Raw genomic sequence first — 20,375 nt, forward strand, 5'->3', positions numbered from 1 at the left:
GCTTCTACACTTTCCAAGCGATTCCTTTAAAAAATAATACTAAAAACACCTCCAATCCCGTCAAGCGGTGCTTTGGAGGTGAGTCATCCTATCATTAACTAGGCAAACCTATACTTCGCAAGCATTTCTCCCCAGGGTGATATTCCCTTCTCCCTGAAGCCTGTTTTACTATATAGCTTTCTAGCTAGTTCATTGTCTGGTTTATACCCAATCATGATAACATCCGTCCTATCACTGGCTTTCCTTATTTCGTCGATAACCAGCAACATCGCATTGTAGCCATAACCTTGACCTTGAAATCTTTCGTCAATCATAAATCGGTAAACCCAGTAATTTCCGTCATCCGGGTCTAAACCATACATTGTAAAACCAATTAATTCGTCATCATTATAAATTGCTTTAGATAAAAATCCATCTAAAAACTGACATTCCGCAATCGAAAAAAGGTTGGATACCATAAATCTTTTTTGCTCAGGTGTCGGTTCAAGTTCGGCACATGCTTCCCAATTATGTTTGTCGACTGCTTTTAGCGTAATCATTTTGGATTCCTCCTATACGGGGAAATCCGTATAGACTTCCCTAGTACTTACTTCACTCATTATAAGATTGGTGGTATTTGGCGGGCGCCAGTGAAGCGGGCCATTTGAATCCGAAAAAGCGTCAGCGATCGTAGGCTCAAATGGCACGCGTAGCGCTTCCCCCACAACCTCGCTAATCTTTTACCTACACCTTCTACTTCACAAAATTAAACGAATTTAACGTCGAATCCAGTGCGTTAGACTGTACAGCCGTGTTGTTCGCATCATTTAATGTTGTTGTCACAGTATACGTTTTTCCGTCACGTTCCAAAACCAATTGGTGGCCTGTGTAGCCAATGCCTTCCTCTATACGATGGAATGTAAAGGACACTGCCGGAACACCAGCAAACGTTACGTCCTTAACTTCCTCAACTTTGAGGTTTTTGTAGTTCTTTGCTTGCTTATCATAGAAATCCTTAAGCTGGGATACCGTTAGTTCAAATGATTGATCGTTGTCGATTTTGATGGAAAAACGTCCTCCAGTAAACTGGTACTCTACATCGCCCAATTCAAATTGATCGCTAATCGCGGTCCAATATCGTGGGATATTCACCGTATATTCATAGGCTTTTGACGTCTTTTTGACCGTTTTCGTTTTGTCCGTCAAATAGTCGTCTTCTTCCAACTGTCCAAAGTTACTTGCTACGGTTTGAAAATCTATTTGAAGCGAGGAGATGAGCGCGTTGAACTGATCATTTCCTTTGCTTACTTTTTCAGGCACTGCGTATTCAGCCAAATAGCGGTATCCATTTTGCTGAATCAGCACATTGTACTCTTTGACCCATCCATCGCCAAAATTATAGCGGTACTCCTGTACTAATCCTTGAACGCCTGCAACCTCCAGCGGATACGTCTTCTGTGCCTCATAAGCCGTAGACACAAATGAATCGCTCAGCCATTTTTGCAGTTGCTGGCCCCAGTTCTCCAACTTTCCATCCGCTGGAGCCGAGGTTATTTTCATGCGGAAGCTCGATCCATCATTACTTTCATATTGCATCCGTTGATCGTCCATTTTCCAGCCTGCGGGTATGCTGAGTGACACGCCGTAGTCTGGATTCCCGGCCTCGCGTGTGCCTCCTACGACAGTGGACAAGTCTTTAATACTTTTATCCTGCGCATTAAAGGAGGTTTTGAAGGAATTTAACAGTCCCGCATACTGGGCCAGATCTTTATAATTCGTTGCTTTAGCATCGGAAAAATAAACTACATACAATCGTCCGTTGTCATAGTACTGACGATTTTCCCACAATACGCCGTCCCCATCCTTCGTAATGACACGAGCATAAGGTACCTTCGCTTTCGGGAAGGATTTTCGATCGATCACAGTTTCTCCCGTTTCCTTGGCTGCCTGCACTAATTGTTGCAACAGATCGTCCGCATTCAGTGGAACCGGCTGTGACGCTGTGTGCACCTCCATATAGTAGGCACTGTTCTCATCCATAAAAGTGGAGATACTCTCATCTCCACCTCCCTGACCGATGACGAGACCTGTTGGATAGTTCATAGACCAGCCATAGTAACTGTTCCCGATCTGCGTCTTGCCCTCATCATTATCAATATTCGGTGTCTCTTCAGCTATCGTGCCCGCCTCTTCTTGTGCTTCCATCCGGATAATGATTCCGGCGCCGTTCTTCTCCAACTTACCGCCAAGCCCTTCTGCTACTTGACGCAGAGGCACCATGAGAATACCTGATGACATTTCCGGTGGAGCTGGAAGTGTCACCTTGTGACCTCTCACCCAAGCAGTACGGCTACCAATGGTCAGTGATACAACATGAGTTCCGCTAGTGATTTTAACCACATTATCTTCAGCCAATCGAATTTTGCTGTTAAATGCCTTTTTAAAAATACCAGCTGGAACCATCAGTGCACCACTTTTTGAATATGGCTTCGTAATATTGGCATTATGGCCGTTCACGATGGCTGTATTGCTGCCGCTTTGCAACCGTAATTCCAGCATGGTTTTATCTTGATCTGCTGCAACTGCTGGCAAAGCGGAAAGCAGAAGGGACAATGCGACAGCGCCGACCCCCAGCTTACGCATCATTTTTCTTTGAATATGCTTCACAGTAAATCTCCCTTTAGCTTTATTTTATAGATTCAAGAGCCGTTATTGTTCACTTTCCAGTAGTTGCCCCTTGAGCTGGCTCCGATGTTTCCTTAGGAAGCGCTACGCCGCCATCTTCAGCGGCCTCCGAACCGTTCGAATCTTCACCATCTTCTCCAGACTGAATGGACTCATAGATTTCACCATTATCTTGTGTCAGTACTAGCTTGCGCTTCACAATATCACCGTCCGACTGCATTAGTACACTCACCGTTTGACCTGGTTGATAGTTTTTAAGCAGCTCATTGACATCAATGGCCGAAGCCACACGCTTACCGTTAATGCTATACAGCTCATCGCCTTCCTTGATTTTGGCCTGAATGGCATTGGCTGAGGTAATTTTCGTAACTTTCAGAGGGTCCTCGGTAGGTAATCCAACGATAGCTGACCAGCTCTCTTCCAGACTCAGACCAAGACTGGCGCGCCGAACCTCTCCGTATTTGAAAAATTGGCCGATGACATATTTCACCGTATCCGACGGAATCGAAAAGCCCATATTTTCAATGCCGACCGCCGAGAATTTCATCGTATTGATCCCAATGACCTCACCCTTGAGATTGACCAGCGGACCGCCGCTGTTACCAGGATTGATCGCGGTATCACTTTGGATCAAACGATAAGCAGCGTTGACACCACGGTTCAGCCCGCTAACAACACCTGAGGTTGCCGAATTGCGAAGTGAAAAAGATATAGGCGTACCAATAGCCACTACCTGCTCACCTACCTGTAGACTGTTCGTTGATGCTGCCAAGGTGGCGGGTTTGAGGCCGCTTGCCTTGATTTTGACTAATGCCAAATCACTGATCGGATCGCTGTAGCTGTCGGTGATTCCGTAAGATTTTCCGTCCGAGGTTACGACCACGGCATCACCTAATCCTTCGATAACATGTGCATTCGTCACAATCCATCCATCGGTACGAATGATAACACCCGTGCCGTGAGCCAGGTTGTATCGATCTCCTCCTGCTACGGTCTCTCCCGTGGCTGAACGGCCTATGATACCGACCACAGAAGGAGATACATTTTTAACCACCTGCGGCACACGATCGACCGATAACGTATATGTACCATTTGCGCTGTTATATGCGCCGCTGGTTCCTAATGCTTTATTCATATCGCTTACGTTAACATAGACCCCACCATTAATGACTTTGGCCTTTAACGCAGTTCCACTGCTGGCTGCACCTGCCGTTCCAGAAACACATAGAGCGCTGCCCAAAGCCAGAACAACTGCCCTTTTCCCCATCTTACGCATATAATCACCATTTCCTCTCTTACATGACCCTGTTCTATCAGTTAGTCCAAATCTACCATAGAGGGGACACGTATACAATCGCTTTAAGCCCTATCTTTTTCTAAAAGGCGCCGTTTGCTACATCCCTGTCCTCTCATGCTATTTATATTATAAATTTTCCAAATCCTTATATCAAAAAAATAAGCAAAAACGATAAATAATCGTTATACCGTTTAGGTCATTCCTTCGTTTACGGGCATAACCAACTATGATACCATCACATTATATCTTAGTTTTATTGTCGGAAATAAAGAATAAAATCATGAGTCCTCTAACAAAACACTAAAGTATAAATAAGCACCCACAGGAGGTTAAAAGAATGGTCTACGAACCAATCTGGAACGCTCATCCCGATAAGCTTAACAAATTCGAGTTAGTCAAGCTGGAAAAGGACGGTCTCGACGTTATCCGTACCATTATCGAAAACTATGCCAACGAAGGCTATGATTCGATCTCTGCGGACGATATGGACCGTTTCAAATGGGCTGGGGTATATCAGCAAAAGCCCAAGGATGGTCATTTCATGATGCGGGTCCGCATCAACACAGGGATCATGACTTCAGCACAGGCACATGCATTGGCGGACATATCCGCGCTATATGGACGCGGTCTTGTGGATGTCACCACTCGCCAGGCGATTCAATTTCACTGGCTGACGGTCGAAAGCTTGCCCGATATTTTCGAAAGACTGGAAAAAGTCAATTTGTATTCCTTTGAAGCCTGTGGAGACTGCCCGCGTACCATTGTCGGTAATCCGCTGGCTGGCATCGATCCCAATGAATTGGTGGATACCCAGGAGATTGTAGATGAAGTAAACCGCTTTTTCTTATTAAATCGAGACTTCTCCAATCTGCCGCGCAAGTACAAAATGTCTATCTCCGGTAATACGTACAACAATGCACAGGCTGAAATTAACGACCTGTCCTTCACTCCGGCCACCAAGATCCTCGATGGAAAAGAAGTGATCGGCTTCCATGTGATGGTTGGTGGAGGTTTGTCCGCCAAGCCGCATATGGCACAGTCTCTGGATTTGTTTGTTCGTCCTGAGGAAGTACTGAAGGTTGCTATTGCTGTCACCACCATTTTCCGTGATTACGGCTATCGGGAAAAGCGGCACCATGCCCGCTTGAAATTCCTCGTTGCCGATTGGGGCCCAGACAAATTTCTGGCTAAGCTCACCGAGTACATCGGTGAAATGCCCGGACGAGGCGAGGACAAAACGATTGGCTGGCAAGCCGCCTATTTTGACGGTGTGCATCCTCAAGCTCAAAAAGGTCTGAACTATGTCGGTCTGAACGTGCCTGTCGGTCGCCTTAGTGCTGATGAGTTGCACGAACTGGCCGACCTGGCTGACCGCTATGGCGATGGTCAGATTCGTACCACGATGTCACAAAATATTTTACTGAGCGGCGTGCCGGATGAGCAAGTGGATGAACTACTGGAAGCCCCCGTGCTGCAACGCCTGACACCACAGCCCAAGCATTTTATGAGTCGTACGGTATCGTGCACAGGAAATGAGTTTTGCAATCTGGCGATTGTGGAAACCAAAAAACGGGCGGTTGACGTTGCCGAGTATTTGGATCAGCACGTACAATTGGATGAAAAGGTGCGCATTCATTTTATCGGTTGCCCGAATTCCTGCGGTCAAAAGCATATTGCGGACATTGGTCTGCAAGGCTCGCTTATTAAGACACCGGAGGGCTTGGTCGACGCGTTCGACATCGCTGTCGGCGGAGCGCTTGGAGCAGGCGCCCAGTTTAACAAGGCGCTCAAAGGTCGCGTACGCGGGGATCAGGTTGGACCTGTACTGGCAGAGCTCATTCTGTTCTACCAAGAAAACAGGAGCGCTGGCGAAAGCTTTTACGCATATGTACAGCGTGTAGGTATTCCGACTTTCCAGGAAAAGCTGTCTGCCATTTTACAATCCAGCCACGTTGCATCCTAAATATAGAGTCTATTAACAGCCTGCTTGTATTACATATACAAGCAGGCTGTTCAGAGTGTCGAGAAAGTCCAGAGGACTTTTCGACACTTCTATTTTTATATGGGGGAGACGCATCTTTTAAAACAAAAATCGATTTAAAACGATCTGAGGACCCTAGTTTTTAGACCACTAAGAAAGTTTTAATCCCCCTGCAAAAAAACAGGGGGTTTCTCGACAGCCTGAACAGCCTGCTTGTATTACATATACAAGCAGGCTGTTTCTGATCGTCATACAACCTCGCAATATCGTTTCCCTCAATTCCACAAAAAAAGACACCGGATTACTCCGGTATCAATATTTTCGCAAAATCCAGTACTGTTGGCTTATGAGCTCCTGTTGTAGATGTCACCACCACGTAGCCTGAAGGTATCTTGTATATCAATCCCGTATCGTATCGGATGCCGAAGGAACTATCCTCCTTATAATGAGTCCTCGTTTCCCACACCTTCGTACCGTTTCCTTTCAGGCCTGTAATGGTGATGCCATGCATCTTCGTGGTTTTACCCAGTGGATCATATTGATCACTGAACTGGACATACAACTGCTCCTCAGGCAGATACACCCGGTCAGCCGCATAGTCCTCTGTATTACTAAATAATTGTAGACCATTACTAAGCACCTGTGTACGCTTGCTGTTTCCTTTAAGCCCTGTTACAGCAATATGACCGCTCGGCAACTCACGTACTGCGGCAATTTCTTTACCTGATCCTAAGTCCAGATGGATGTCACGAATATCGCGACCATATACATCTGCTTGTACCCCAACAGGACCATTTGAGCTGTTCAAAAGCGCATAATATCCATTGTGACTGCCGACCAGCCAACCCGAGGTCACTCCGGCCGTCGTTCGATTCCATTGTAGATCGCCAGTTTCAGTGTATTTGAGTACAGTGAAGGACTGCTCCGCAAGGTTTAGATAGGAGACCAGGAAACTGCCATCCTCCAATGTCTCCAAACCAACCTGAGAATCCTGCCCATGAGATATCAAGCCATCTGTGGGTAATGTTTTGGACCACAAGGTGTTTCCATCCTCGTCCAATCGGGAAGCCTGCAAATCTCGTATTCCGTTCGGTTTTGTATAATCAACCAGAAACAGCAAGCCCCCATCCGACGTCTCCCGCTGGACTCCCCTGCTGCTTGTTCCGGGTTGTACGTTCAGGTCCTGCTGATGTTTCCATACAGCCTCCACAGAACTGTCCAGCTTGCCATATGTGACGTGTACTACACTTGCTTCTGTATCGTCCTCGACGTTCAGCATTAAAAACCCACCATTCGCTGCGGGTTGAATGTAATCATGAGCGTTTTCTAAATCCTTAATACTGCCAATTGCTGCACTTGTTTCGATTTCGGCTTGTTTGGGCGCAAACGCTTCAGACACCTCGGAGGCATAGGACGGTGCAGCACTATAACCCATCAAACATGCCGCCAAAGCAGCTCCTGCTGCCCATGAATATACACGTGTACGTAAAACTCTACTTTGCTTAATCTTCAAGCGTTCCAGCTCCCTTCATGACTTCCTCAATGATGTTGTATGAACCTTAGATGTGATAAAACTACAGACGGTTTCGCTTCAACTTGTAATGGTTGTCACGCGGGCAAGGAACTCCGTATGATGCTAAGTAATCATAAATTATATATTTACCTCTTCAAGCCCGAGCCTAAACATCCAAAACTCCAAAATTTAGAGACTACTCAGAGACTTTCTGTCGATGAATATACGTATAGATTTATTATTCCAGCGCTTGGTAAACTATGTGTCACATGCTTTAACGCAGGAATTTGATAAAAGTTTTCTTTTTTTACAAAAAAAATAAAACCCTGCAAGACGGAGGCATCAATACACTAGTTCGTATTCTGCCTTCCTGCCTGTGCAGGGTTTTTAAATCGTACGTTAAATGGTATCTATAGATCGACTGTCTGAAGCGATTGACTACGCTCGGTATCCCGTTCAAGGATCGGCTTTAAGTATCGACCTGTATAGGATTCTTCGACTTTCACGAGTTGCTCCGGTGTCCCGGTAGCCAAGATCGTTCCACCGCCGCTTCCGCCTTCCGGTCCCAAATCAATCAGATAATCGGCTGTTTTAATCACATCCAGATTATGCTCAATAACCAGCACCGTCTCTCCTGAATCAACCAAACGATGCAGCACCGTCAATAATCGGTCAATATCGTGAACATGCAGACCGGTTGTCGGCTCGTCCAAAATATAAATGGTTTTGCCTGTGCTACGACGATACAATTCGGAGGCCAGCTTCACGCGCTGTGCTTCACCGCCAGACAAGGTAGTTGCAGGCTGACCCAGCTTGATATACCCCAATCCTACATCCATCAGCGTCTGGATCTTGCGATGAATCTTCGGAATATTTTCAAAAAACTCCGTTGCATCCTCAACCGTCATCTCCAGCACATCGGCAATACTTTTCCCTTTGTATTTAACCTCCAGGGTCTCCCGATTATAACGCTTGCCTTTGCACACTTCGCATGGAACATACACATCCGGCAGAAAATGCATCTCAATCTTGATGATACCGTCGCCTCTACAAGCTTCACAACGGCCTCCCTTAACGTTAAAGCTAAAGCGGCCTTTCTTGTAGCCTCGTACTTTGGCCTCGTTCGTCTGCGAGAATAAATCACGGATATCATCAAATACACCAGTATACGTTGCAGGATTGGAACGCGGTGTACGGCCAATTGGCGATTGATCGATCTCAACAACCTTTTCGATATGTTCTAGTCCGCGAATTTCTTTATGCTGCCCTGGACGTACTCTCGCCCGGTTTAGATCACGCGCTAACGTTTTGTACAAAATTTCGTTGACCAGTGTCGATTTTCCAGAGCCGGAGACACCAGTAACAGCTGAGAAAACACCCAGCGGAATTTTGACATTCACATTTTTGAGATTGTTCTCCTTGGCTCCGCGAATCTCCAGCCACTTATCAGCAGGCTTACGCCGCTCGGTATTGACCGGAATGAACTTGCGTCCGCTCAAATACTGCCCGGTTAAGGAATTCGGGTCTTCCATAACTTCCTGCGGAGTCCCCTGCGACATGATCATCCCACCATGGATTCCAGCTCCTGGCCCAATATCAATGATATAGTCCGCCGCCATCATCGTATCTTCGTCATGCTCCACGACAATCAACGTATTACCGAGGTTCCGCATATGCTCCAAAGCACTTATCAGACGGTCATTATCTCGCTGATGCAGACCGATACTAGGCTCGTCCAAAATATAAAGCACACCCATCAGACTGGACCCGATCTGTGTCGCCAGTCGGATACGCTGTGCTTCACCGCCTGACAACGTGCCTGCCGCACGGCTTAAAGTCAGGTATTCCAGACCAACGTTAACGAGGAATCCCAGACGGCTGTTAATTTCTTTTAAAATGAGATTGGCAATCGACTTCTCCTTCTCACTCAGCTCCAGTGTATGGAAAAAGTTTGAGGCTTCACCGATAGACAAAGCTGTCACAAAAGCTATATTACGCTCTTGAATGGTTACCGACAGACTTTCTTTTTTCAGTCGGTGTCCCTTACAGGTGTTACATGGCTTTGCACTCATAAACCCTTCAATAAATTCACGTATACCTTCAGAAGCCGTATCACGATAACGACGCTCCAGATTGGGGATAATCCCCTCAAAGGTCACATAGGCTTCCTTACGTTGACCAAAATCATTCTCATAGCGGAAACGGATCTTCTGCTCTCCCGTTCCATGTAAAATGAGGTTCATTTGTTCTGTCGTCAATTGACTAACAGGAATGTCCTGCGGAATACCGTAGTGCTCGCATACTGACTGTAAAAATTGAGGATAATAAGTGGAAGTTCCACCACTCCAAGCCTGAAACGCCCCATCCTCCACACTTTTTTCAGGATCGGGAATGAGCAGATCAGGGTCAACTACCATTTTAACTCCTAACCCATCACAATCTGGACAAGCGCCAAACGGACTATTAAAGGAAAACATTCTTGGAGACAGTTCATCTATGCTGAATCCACAAATAGGACATGCAAAGTTGGAGCTGAACCGCAACTCCTCTTGCCCCATAATGTCAACGAGCAACTGCCCACCTGAAAGATTCAGTGCCGTCTCAATAGAGTCAGACAGACGCGCACGCACATCTTCTTTAACTACGATGCGGTCTACGACCACTTCAATCGAGTGCTTCTTGTTCTTTTCCAGCTCAATCTTCTCAGATAATTCACGTAGTTCTCCATTCACACGTACCCGTACAAAGCCCTGCTTGGCTATATCGGTGAACAGTGTTTTATGTTCACCTTTGCGGCCGGATACCAATGGAGCCAGAATCTGAAGTCTTGTCTTTTCAGGATACTGCAAAATGCGGTCTACCATCTGTTCAACGGTCTGTGAAGTAATTTCAATGCCATGTTCAGGACAATGAGGATGACCCACCCGAGCAAACAGCAACCGCAGGTAGTCATAGATTTCGGTAACCGTTCCGACAGTAGAACGCGGATTCCGACTTGTTGTTTTCTGGTCAATGGAAATGGCAGGAGACAGCCCGTCAATCGAATCAACGTCTGGTTTCTCCATTTGTCCGAGGAATTGACGGGCATACGCAGATAAAGATTCCACATACCGCCGTTGCCCTTCCGCATAGATCGTATCGAAAGCCAATGACGATTTACCTGAGCCGCTAAGCCCTGTCAGGACGACGAACTTGTCCCGTGGAATCGTCACGTCAATATTTTTGAGATTATGCGCGCGTGCGCCTTTGATGATGATGCTTTCATTCGCCAAATGTTTCATCTCCTTAGCCGTAGTTCACGTCATGCTATATCGCATTGGATTATCCCATGGAAGTGATATATCGCAAAGAGAACGACCACATAGGCCGCCCTCACTATTTTTAAAAGCAAAGCAATCAAACATTTTATTTTCATATGTTTTGCTTCTAGCTTATTCTCAATCTTTAATCAGCTCGTAACTCCAGCAAAGCGTCACGCAGCTCGGCTGCCCGCTCGAACTGTAGGTTCTTGGCGGCGTCTTTCATCTCTGCTTCCAGACGCTGAATGAGTGATTGACGCTCCTTCTTGGAAAGTTTACCCGTCTCATTAGGAAGGTAATCATTCTTAGACTCTGCCACCTTGGTTGCTTCAATAACATCACGAATCTTTTTACGGATGGTTTGCGGGGTAATCCCATGTTCTTCATTGTACTGAATTTGGATCGCACGACGACGTTCCGTTTCCTTTATCGCTTTATCCATAGAATCGGTAATCTTATCGCCGTACATAATAACACGACCGTCACTGTTCCGTGCTGCCCGTCCGATCGTCTGAATCAGAGAGCGCTCAGAACGCAGGAAGCCTTCTTTGTCCGCATCCAAAATCGCGACCAGCGATACTTCCGGCAAATCGAGACCTTCCCGCAATAGGTTGATCCCGATCAATACATCGAAGGTCCCTAGACGAAGATCCCGCAAAATAGCCATCCGCTCCAACGTCTTAATTTCGGAGTGCATATACCGAACCTTGATGCCTACTTCTTTTAAATAGTCAGTCAAATCTTCAGACATCTTCTTCGTAAGTGTGGTCACCAGTACCCGTTCTTCACGTTCTATGCGAAGCCGTATCTCACTAATGAGATCGTCAATCTGCCCCTTGCTCGGACGCACCTCAATAATCGGATCAAGAAGCCCGGTAGGACGAATAATCTGCTGTACCATCGTTTCGCATTTCTCCATCTCATAGGGTCCTGGAGTAGCCGATACATAGATGATCTGACTTACCTTGTCCTCGAACTCTTCAAACTTCAACGGGCGATTATCCAATGCGGATGGTAGACGGAAACCATGTTCTACCAGTACATTCTTACGTGCTTGGTCACCGTTATACATGGCACGAATCTGCGGCAACGTAACATGGGACTCGTCAATGACGATCAGCATATCATCCGGGAAATAATCCATCAGTGTATATGGTGTCGCACCTCGCTCGCGGAATGTCAGTGGACCTGAATAATTCTCGACGCCGGAACAAAAACCAACCTCTTTCATCATCTCGATATCATAGCGGGTACGTTGTTCCAAACGTTGTGCCTCTAACAGCTTCCCTTGCTCCTTCAACTCCGTTAACCGCTCTTCAAGCTCACGTTCAATGTTGACCAATGCTACCTTCATCGTATCCTCATGAGTAACAAAGTGAGATGCCGGGAAAATGGCAATATGATCACGTTCACCGATCAATTCACCCGTAAGCACATTAATCTCGGTAATTCGTTCAATTTCATCCCCGAACAGTTCTACACGTATAGCATGTTCCCCATGGGAAGCCGGGAATATCTCCACAACATCCCCCCGTACACGGAAAGTACCCCGCACGAAGTTGATATCGTTCCGCTGATATTGAATATCGACCAAGCGGGACAAAATCTGATTGCGGGGTTTCTCCATGCCGACTCTAAGCGAAAGCAGCAGGCTTGAATATTCTTTCGGTGAACCCAAACCATAAATGCAGGAGACACTCGCTACAATAATAACGTCACGACGCTCAAACAGAGAGCTTGTCGCTGAGTGGCGAAGTTTATCAATCTCCTCATTAATGCTGGAATCCTTCTCAATATACGTATCGGAAGACGGAATGTATGCTTCCGGTTGATAGTAATCATAGTAGCTGACAAAATAATCGACTGAGTTATTCGGAAAAAACTCTTTAAACTCACTCGCCAGTTGAGCAGCCAAAGTCTTATTATGTGCAATAACCAGCGTAGGCCGATTCAACTTGGCAATGGTCTGTGCGATGGTAAACGTCTTACCTGTTCCCGTAGCACCCAATAGCGTTTGATGCTTCTTTCCTTCTGCAATTCCCTCTACCAATTCAAAAATGGCCTGAGGCTGATCGCCTTGAGGTTGGAATTCCGACTGAATTTCAAAAGTCTTATCGCTAACAACGATATCACTCATTGCCCTGCATCACCCTTATCGTCTAAAATGGAAACATCATGATTTTACACCAGTCGAGCTTTAACGTCTTTACCTGTAACTCTATGTCGATATTTCCCGAGCAATGATACTTGGGAAATATGGTTGGATAAGAATGTTTGTTCCCGTATTATACCTCTTTCTTACCGTGGATGCAAACGATAAGTCTTGAATAGGAGTGAATTAAATTTTGGATATCACCATCGTATTGGGCATCATCGCCGGAATCATAGCATTAATCGGTGGCTTCTTATGGGAAGGCGGCGAATTTACAGGGCTGCTTCAAGGTACATCGGCTCTCATTGTATTTGGGGGCACTTTCGCCGCAGTTGTGATCAGCTACCCAGCTTCCAAGCTGAAGACGATCCCCACCGCCCTACGGATGGCATTTAGCCGTGAGGACAATCCTACGAAGCAATATATAGAAGATTTGGTTTCCATGGCTGCCACCTCACGCCGATCCGGTGTGCTTGCGCTAGAGCGTACTTCATCAGAGCATCCGAATGCATTTTTGCGTGAAGGTCTTCAGTTGGTCATCGACGGCACCGAGCAGGAGCAGATCAAACAGATTTTAGAGCTTGAGTTAGATGCCATTGAACACAAACATGAAGGGTATGCCAAAATATTTGAATCCGCAGGCGGTTATGCCCCTACGATGGGGATTATCGGTACTGTCATGGGCCTGATCCATGTACTGGGCAGCCTGACCGAGCCTACTGCGCTTGGTCCGTCCATTGCTGTTGCTTTTATTGCAACACTATATGGCGTTGCTAGCGCCAATCTGATCTTCCTGCCCATCGCATCCAAAATAAGAGCTGCCAGTGAGAGTGAAATTATCACTATGGATTTGCTGCTGCAAGGTATTCTGGCTATCCAAAACGGAGAGAATCCAAAGCTTGTACGCAAAAAGTTGGAGTTCTTTATCCGCTCAGAGCAAAATATAGATCACAAACCGCCTCGTCGTTCACGCACAGAGGACGCTTCTCCAAAGGAGGACTTCCATGAGAGCGCGCGGTAAGCACCGTGGGGGTCAAGGAGGCGGCGGAGACCATCGTGACCGCTGGATGATTACCTATGCCGATCTGATCACCCTGCTGCTCATATTTTTCGTTGTGATGTATGCCATGAGTAGTCTGGATGCTAAAAAATACGATGTCGTTGTTCAATCCCTCCAGGATACGTTCCACAAGGGAGATTCTATTTTGGAGCAAGGCTCGGGTATTACAGGTACTGCCGATCGTTACACCAGCAAGAATCCACCCACGACCAAGCAACCAGCAGCCGATAAAAAGGAAGCTGGATCGACCAAGCTCACCGAACGTGAACAAGCATTCCGCACGCAGGAAAAAGAGCTGCAAAATCTAATGGGTGTCATTCAAGAATATATTACAGACAACAAACTGGAAAACCAGATTTTCGTGTCAGATCAGCCGCGTGGTATTGTCATTACACTGAATGACCGCTTTTTATTCGATCAAGGTAGAGCTGCACTCAAGCAAGGCTCTGCCAACACGCTATCCAAGTTGGCCAGTCTATTTCGAGATTTGAAAACACCGATTAGCATTGAGGGCCATACGGACAACATTCCGTTCACTCGCTCCTCGAACTCATCGACGTATAAGGACAACTGGGAGCTTTCCGGCGCACGGGCACTATCAGTACTCCGATTCTTTCTCGACAGAGAGCAACTTTCACCCTCAGGATTTCAGTATGCGGGGTATGCAGATACCCGGCCGGTTGGTGACAATAGCACCGAAGCTGGACGACAAAAAAACCGTCGTGTCGAAATCACCGTGCTTCGCCAGCTTCAACAGTAAAACCCAAAAACCTCCTGAGTCACGCAATAACGTGAATCGGGAGGTTTTTTTGATACATACTCATCATTAATACATGGCTTCCGCTCTGATGTAGACGCAAAACAATAAACCGTACGAACAACGTGTATAAGAGCGGCGTACGAGATGCAATAGAGATTATTTTGTTTATTCTATATCCCACTATGTATTAGAAGCCCTGTTGAAGTTAGGTTTTATCTTGTCATAATACTTGATAATTAATAAGATAGGACAAGCTCGTGTTGCTTCTCTTGTATTTGTGAACTTTGGGGTATACTCTGTTGTCTGCGATAGCTATATTTCCAGTCACTGTATTTATTAAGGAGTCGATCCAACTCCATGGACTTGACTAACACCCGCCGATCCTTCAATCCCACCTCATTCGCCAAATCATTTAGTTCCTTCCGCTTTTCTTCGATGCATTCCTCCAATTGTTTCCATTTCACATCAATAAACCTCCTGTTCGGTGTGGTATTTACATTAGTTTACAAGCTGATACCTTCCCTACAGGTTAAAAATATAATAAAACCCAGTTCATTCCTTTAACGGGATGAATCAAAAAAGCCAGCCTCAGTAAGGCTGGCTTTTTGATAACTATTAAGCTCCAGTTCCATGTCCAAAAACAGTAATAGTATGGGTCAATTCAAGGAAACTAAAAAGCCCTATAATTAGCATGTATTTCAGGTTTTTTACTTGCATTGGTTAAAACCTCCTCCATGATACTTTCATATTCTGCTTTTTGGTCTTTCGTGGCCTCAAGTCTGAATCTTTCGAACAAAGCTGTACAGACCATACACTTTTCTTTGTTATTGATTTCAAGATATTTTCTTAAGCTTTTTAAAATATAATAAACACCTTTCTCATGGAGAAGGTTATTAAACATATATATGGCCAGTTGGTAACACAAATCAGCATAAGTGTCATAACTAAATGACTGCTTATAATAACTCGTACCAACAGATAATTCAGTATTAAAGGACGTAAGTTCGTTAGAAAACTGCTGTAGAATATGTTCTATCAAAAAATCATACTTGTTAGCCGACTCTACTATCGTTAATAACCCCAATAAAATTTCAGGAGGGTTACTTTTAAGAAATTGAATATACATTGGCAAACTACTTGTATCGCCCATAAGAATATTCAAGTTAAGTTGATTAGCATTTGCCCAAAGTGTGAACCTTTGCACTTCTTGCTGACCAATTTCCCCTAAATCTTCAAACCAACTCAAATCGGCATAGCCAGAAATAAACTGCATGGCCTCTTCGTATTTCCCTTGCTTTTCCAACGCATTTCCCTTCGTCAAGTAACCTTGACCATAGTAGACAACTAAATGTCTCTCAGTTTTCAATGTAGAATTCTTTTTATTAGTTTCTCTACTTTTACTTACAATAGTTGCAAGCGCTCTTAATTCATCTGCATAACGCTCTGCTTCTTTCCAATGATGCAAGTTGTAATAAAGATTTGACAGTTTAAGCAGACCATCTAAATGATAATCTAAGGGTACCCGATTTCTAAAGGGTACAAATCTTAGGGCGGCTTCCAAATTTATCTTCATATTTTCACTAACAGATATTGAAAAAATTCTATAGTGACTGATAGCCAACCTCTCGGAATGTTGGTATTTTTCATTTTCAATCACACATTCATAGAAAGGAATTGCCTCTTGTAACTTCCCTTCTTCATAAAGCTCCTCTGCCAAAGCAAATATTGTTGGAATGTGGTTAAGATCTTCCATTAAGCGTGAAAGCACTTTCTCCACGCATCGCAGATTTCCTACTTCAACACAACGTATCAGGAACGGCTTGACCCTTTTCCAATGTGGTCTTCCATCATAAAAACATTCATCCACATACAGGTCATACAACCAGCCCTCTGGATAATTAAACGCTTTAGTAATCAAGTCCATTTGTCTTACGGAGATAGGTTTAGGCGGATTCCCATTAAGCATAGCACTAAATATGCCCCGATTAAGACCCGTAGCTTGTCCAAAACTATTAAAAGTGTAGCCACCAAGTTTTAGTTCTTTCTCAATTTCCGAACGGATCGTGGTTGCATTTTCCAATAAAAACACCCCCGGCGTATTCAGATGATTTTAAAAAATCACCCTCCTCGACAATCAATTACAATATACTAGAAATTATATGAATAAATTGGATGACGGTCAACCCCTTTTCTACACTGTTTTATTATATTATGGAATTTGATGTTTATTAAATAGTTCTCATAAAAACTAAATATATAACAATTTAGGCAATTCAATTACCTCCACGCCTGATCTGGCTTTGTCTACACTCATACTATAGGAGTGTGGAGGTCTATGGAAACGACGAAACTTATAGGAACGAAAATTCGCCAATTTCGAAAATTGCGTGATATTACACAAGAACAACTGGCAGAAGCATCCGATTCAACAGGCTCCTACATAGGGAAGTTGGAACGCGGTGAAGTCAATGTGCAGATCAAAACATTAGAGAAAATAGCAGAGGCGCTGAACACAAACGTATTTGCATTTTTTAACTTTAATTCATATGAAGAACTCAAAAGCCAGCCCTGGATATGGGGATGTATTCATATTCTTTCCCAGCAGAGTGAAGCGGAACAGAATAAAGCTTATCGGATCTTAAAAGAACTGTTCACCTCTTCAGAGGGTGAGCTTTTAGTGAGTAAATCAGGTGATTCGGATGCTAATGATAAATTAAATTCTTAGAATTAGCGGTGCGCAATACTCTCTAATGTAAAAAAGGCTATGTCTCTCTACCTATAGTAGAAAAGTACATAGCCTTTTTGAGTTTTAAGGCGTCATTTGCTTAATGTTATATTCGACAGCTTTAAGTACTTTTTCATATTCTGCCCGTTGTTCATGTGTCGAATGGTCTTTGTATTTCTCAAACAATAACGTGATAGACCTGATATAGAAAGCCTTATCATTCAACTGTGAGGTTGCTTTGAGACTGTTCAACATACTATCGATCGCCTCAGAATAGTTCCCCTTATTAAAATAATAGCGACTAAGCTCAAGAAAAAAGCGAGAATAGGTCACTAGGTCATAGTTCGTCATATAATAAGAAATATTTGTGCGTAAGTTCCTAGATTCATTAATATTCTCAGCAAAAAGGATCAAAATATCGTCTACTGTGTAATTGTAGGTATTGGCCGACTCTATTATGGTTAGTAGTCCAAGTAATATTTCCTGAGGATTATTCCTAATAAGTTCCACATAAGCGGGTAAATTAGTCATATCTCCCATTAGAATTTCTAAATTCAAACGGTTTGCCTCTGCCCACATTTCAAATTTCTGTGCCTCTAAAACTCCCACTTCATCTAGCCCTTTAAAAGAAGTCAATTTTTCATAGTAAGGTATAAATTTCATTGCTTCTTCATACAGCCCTTGCTTTTCAAGGGCAACTCCCTGTATTAAATAGGCTTGACCATAATAGACGATTAGATTTCTTTCTGTATTTAGAGGCTTGATTTCATGTTTTTTCAGCCTGGTTAGAATCTGCTGTTCAAAAATATTTTTTGTGATCTCCTCAAGTTCTTTAGCATATTGTATAGTTGTCTCACAATCATCAACTTGGTAGTACACATTTGCCAGCTTTAATAAAGCATCCAGTTGATGATTTTCAGGCAAGTTTCTGCGATATGGAGCAAATTTTATAGCTTGTTGACGATTATTCTCCAGATCTTTGTTTAAAGAGCAAGAAAATAGCCTATATTGGCTGACAGCCAGCCGCTCCGAGTGGTAATATCTTTCGTTTTCTATCACACACTCGTAAAAAGGGATCGCTTCCTTTTCTCTGCCTTCAAAATGTAACTCTTCTGCAAACTCAAATACCGTCGACACATAGGATAAGTCCTCCGTTAGTCTCGACAATACCTTTTGAATACACTCCTTCCTCCCCAACTCCACACAACGCAATAAAAAAGGTTTGATCCGTTTCCAGTGCCCTTTCCCCTCGTGAAAGCATTCATCTATGTATAACTCATACAACCAGCCTTCGGGATACCCTAATGCCTTAGTAATCAAGTCCATCTGCCGAACGGAGATGGGCTTGGGTGGGTTACTGTTCAGCATGGTGCTGAATGTACCACGGTTAATACCAGATATTTTACTAAAGCTGCTAAATGTATAGCCTCTCTGCTTTAGTTCCGTCTCTATCTTCGAGCGGATCGTAGGTGTATGTTCCATGTACATCCCCCTTGTGTGGTCAGATAACCATTAAATATTAGTTCAGGGAACCAATTGCTTCATACCAGAACGTACTTCTTCAAGCACTTTTCCATATTCTGCAAGTTGTTTATGTGTAATATGGCCTGTTAGTTTTTCGAATAACAAGGTTACTCCTTTAATAAAAGTACTCTTCGTATTTAACTGAGTGGATACCCTAAGGCTTTTTATTATATTGTCAATAGCTTCTGAATATCTGCCTATGTTGAAATAGTAACGCGCAAGTTCCAGATACAAGCGGGAATAATTCCATAAAAGAGTACTTATTTGATAGTGTGATGGTGTTGAGACGAATTTCTCATAATCAGCAATTTCGTCAGAGAAAACATCTAGGACATTTTCTAAAGAGAAATTATACTTGTTTGCCGACTCTATAATGGTAATCAGACCATGAGAAATTTCTTGGGGATTTTGCTGTATAAGCTCGACATAAGCTGCTAAGCTGCTGACATCTCCAATTAAAACTTTTAAATTAAGAAGATTAGCCTTTGCCCATAATTGGAGCATTTTCACCCCTTGTAGACCATTTTCTCCAATCCCTCAAACCATGACAAATCTTCATAATAGGGAATGAATTTTAAAGCCTCTTTATACATTCCTTGATTCTCCAACGCGTTCCCGTGCAATAAATACCCTAGACCATAGTATACGACAAGGGGCTTCTCACTATTGAAGTTATCCGGTTTCCTATTTTTCGAACAACTATAAACTTGCTGATGATAGACACTTATAGCCAGTGTCCGAAGTTCTTTCGCATACTTTATCGCATTCTCCCAATTACTTGTGTTGAAATAAACATTAGTTAACTTCAATACTCCATCCAACTGATGATTCTCTGGCAAGCTTTTGCGAAATGGATCGAATTTAATAGCAGCCTTCAAGCTGCTTTCTAAATCTTCAGTAAGCGAGTAACAAAACAACCTGTATTGACTAATAGCCAAGCGCTCCGAGTGGTAATATCTTTCGTTCTCTACCACACACTCGTAAAAGGGGATCGCTTCCTTTTCCTTACCTGCTTCGTGCAGTTCTTCTGCAAACTCAAATACCGTCGATACATAGGACAAGTCCTCGGTTAGCCTCGACAATACCCTTCGAATATAGTCCTTTCTTCCTAACTCCACACAACGCATTAAAAAAGGCTTAATCCGTTTCCAGTGCCCTTTCCCCTCGTAAAAGCATTCATCTATGTACAACTCATACAACCAGCCTTCGGGATACCCTAATGCCTTAGTAATCAAGTCCATCTGCCGAACGGAGATCGGCTTGGGTGGGTTACTGTTCAGCATGGTACTGAATGTACCACGGTTAATACCGGATATTTTGCTAAAGCTGCTAAATGTATAGCCTCTCTGCTTGAGTTCGGTCTCTATCGTCGAGCGGATCGTAGGTGTATGTTCCATTTC

General features: G+C 44.1%; 13 protein-coding genes and 1 pseudogene. 4 read left to right on the forward strand and 10 right to left on the reverse strand.

Going from position 1 to position 20,375, the window contains the following annotated elements:
- Window positions 1-98 precede the first annotated feature (98 nt).
- The 3 genes from ACUYLD_RS14350 to ACUYLD_RS14360 form a co-directional block, all read right to left on the reverse strand.
- Window positions 99-539, reverse strand: a complete 441-nt coding sequence (locus ACUYLD_RS14350; protein ID WP_061829971.1) for a GNAT family N-acetyltransferase — start codon at window positions 537-539, stop codon at window positions 99-101.
- A gap of 193 nt (window positions 540-732) precedes the next feature.
- Complete coding sequence (locus ACUYLD_RS14355) at window positions 733-2,646, reverse strand: stalk domain-containing protein (protein ID WP_446675351.1); 1,914 nt, start codon at window positions 2,644-2,646, stop codon at window positions 733-735.
- 49 nt (window positions 2,647-2,695) lie between these two features.
- Window positions 2,696-3,940, reverse strand: a complete 1,245-nt coding sequence (locus ACUYLD_RS14360) for a S1C family serine protease (protein ID WP_322172732.1) — start codon at window positions 3,938-3,940, stop codon at window positions 2,696-2,698.
- Window positions 3,941-4,298: 358 nt separating this feature from the next.
- Between ACUYLD_RS14360 and ACUYLD_RS14365 the strand changes: the two genes are divergently transcribed.
- A complete protein-coding gene (locus tag ACUYLD_RS14365) occupies window positions 4,299-5,924 on the forward strand; it encodes a nitrite/sulfite reductase (RefSeq protein ID WP_446675352.1) in 1,626 nt (541 codons plus the stop codon).
- A 319-nt stretch (window positions 5,925-6,243) separates the two neighbouring features.
- On the opposite strand, the gene ACUYLD_RS14370 is transcribed toward ACUYLD_RS14365, so the two are convergent.
- The 3 genes from ACUYLD_RS14370 to uvrB form a co-directional block, all read right to left on the reverse strand.
- A complete protein-coding gene (locus ACUYLD_RS14370; protein WP_446675353.1) occupies window positions 6,244-7,455 on the reverse strand; it encodes a hypothetical protein in 1,212 nt (403 codons plus the stop codon).
- 410 nt (window positions 7,456-7,865) lie between these two features.
- The gene (uvrA, locus tag ACUYLD_RS14375; protein WP_430151737.1) at window positions 7,866-10,727 is read right to left on the reverse strand and encodes an excinuclease ABC subunit UvrA; all 2,862 of its coding nucleotides are present in this window, start codon (window positions 10,725-10,727) and stop codon (window positions 7,866-7,868) included.
- A gap of 172 nt (window positions 10,728-10,899) precedes the next feature.
- Window positions 10,900-12,891, reverse strand: coding sequence for an excinuclease ABC subunit UvrB (gene uvrB, locus ACUYLD_RS14380; RefSeq protein WP_235306456.1), 1,992 nt, complete (start codon window positions 12,889-12,891; stop codon window positions 10,900-10,902).
- Window positions 12,892-13,099: 208 nt separating this feature from the next.
- Between uvrB and ACUYLD_RS14385 the strand changes: the two genes are divergently transcribed.
- Entirely contained in the window at window positions 13,100-13,927 is an 828-nt protein-coding gene (locus tag ACUYLD_RS14385) for a flagellar motor protein (RefSeq protein ID WP_028542113.1), read from the forward strand.
- Window positions 13,911-14,726: a flagellar motor protein MotB gene (locus ACUYLD_RS14390; RefSeq protein ID WP_446675354.1), complete on the forward strand. Its 816-nt coding sequence runs from the start codon at window positions 13,911-13,913 to the stop codon at window positions 14,724-14,726. The genes ACUYLD_RS14385 and ACUYLD_RS14390 overlap by 17 nt, the downstream gene beginning before the upstream one ends.
- Before the next feature lie 236 nt (window positions 14,727-14,962).
- Here the strand turns inward: ACUYLD_RS14390 and ACUYLD_RS14395 are convergent, their stop codons facing one another.
- Both ACUYLD_RS14395 and ACUYLD_RS14400 read right to left on the reverse strand, forming a co-directional pair.
- Window positions 14,963-15,190, reverse strand: a complete 228-nt coding sequence (locus ACUYLD_RS14395; protein ID WP_071558163.1) for an aspartyl-phosphate phosphatase Spo0E family protein — start codon at window positions 15,188-15,190, stop codon at window positions 14,963-14,965.
- Between the two features lie 206 nt (window positions 15,191-15,396).
- Window positions 15,397-16,806 carry a DNA-binding protein gene (locus ACUYLD_RS14400; protein ID WP_061829973.1) on the reverse strand — a complete coding sequence of 470 codons (1,410 nt, stop codon included), beginning with the start codon at window positions 16,804-16,806 and terminating at the stop codon, window positions 15,397-15,399.
- Between the two features lie 255 nt (window positions 16,807-17,061).
- Here ACUYLD_RS14400 and ACUYLD_RS14405 point away from each other — a divergent pair, with 255 nt between their 5' ends.
- On the forward strand, window positions 17,062-17,451 hold the full coding sequence (locus ACUYLD_RS14405; protein WP_023990609.1) for a helix-turn-helix domain-containing protein: 390 nt from the start codon (window positions 17,062-17,064) through the stop codon (window positions 17,449-17,451).
- 84 nt (window positions 17,452-17,535) lie between these two features.
- Here ACUYLD_RS14405 and ACUYLD_RS14410 read toward each other — a convergent pair whose 3' ends face one another.
- Window positions 17,536-18,933 carry a helix-turn-helix domain-containing protein gene (locus ACUYLD_RS14410; protein ID WP_061829963.1) on the reverse strand — a complete coding sequence of 466 codons (1,398 nt, stop codon included), beginning with the start codon at window positions 18,931-18,933 and terminating at the stop codon, window positions 17,536-17,538.
- Between the two features lie 42 nt (window positions 18,934-18,975).
- Window positions 18,976-20,372 (reverse strand): annotated as a pseudogene (locus ACUYLD_RS14415) (helix-turn-helix domain-containing protein).
- Window positions 20,373-20,375 lie beyond the last annotated feature (3 nt).

The organism is Paenibacillus sp. SER-28 (genome assembly GCF_052906305.1).

Coding starts and splice junctions, on each gene's coding strand:
- ACUYLD_RS14405 (WP_023990609.1), top strand. CDS start 17,062: ATGGAAACGACGAAACTTATAGGAACGAAAATTCGCCAATTTCGAAAA.
- ACUYLD_RS14410 (WP_061829963.1), bottom strand. CDS start 18,933: ATGGAACATACACCTACGATCCGCTCGAAGATAGAGACGGAACTAAAG.
- ACUYLD_RS14350 (WP_061829971.1), bottom strand. CDS start 539: ATGATTACGCTAAAAGCAGTCGACAAACATAATTGGGAAGCATGTGCC.
- ACUYLD_RS14360 (WP_322172732.1), bottom strand. CDS start 3,940: ATGCGTAAGATGGGGAAAAGGGCAGTTGTTCTGGCTTTGGGCAGCGCT.
- uvrB (WP_235306456.1), bottom strand. CDS start 12,891: ATGAGTGATATCGTTGTTAGCGATAAGACTTTTGAAATTCAGTCGGAA.
- ACUYLD_RS14390 (WP_446675354.1), top strand. CDS start 13,911: ATGAGAGCGCGCGGTAAGCACCGTGGGGGTCAAGGAGGCGGCGGAGAC.
- ACUYLD_RS14365 (WP_446675352.1), top strand. CDS start 4,299: ATGGTCTACGAACCAATCTGGAACGCTCATCCCGATAAGCTTAACAAA.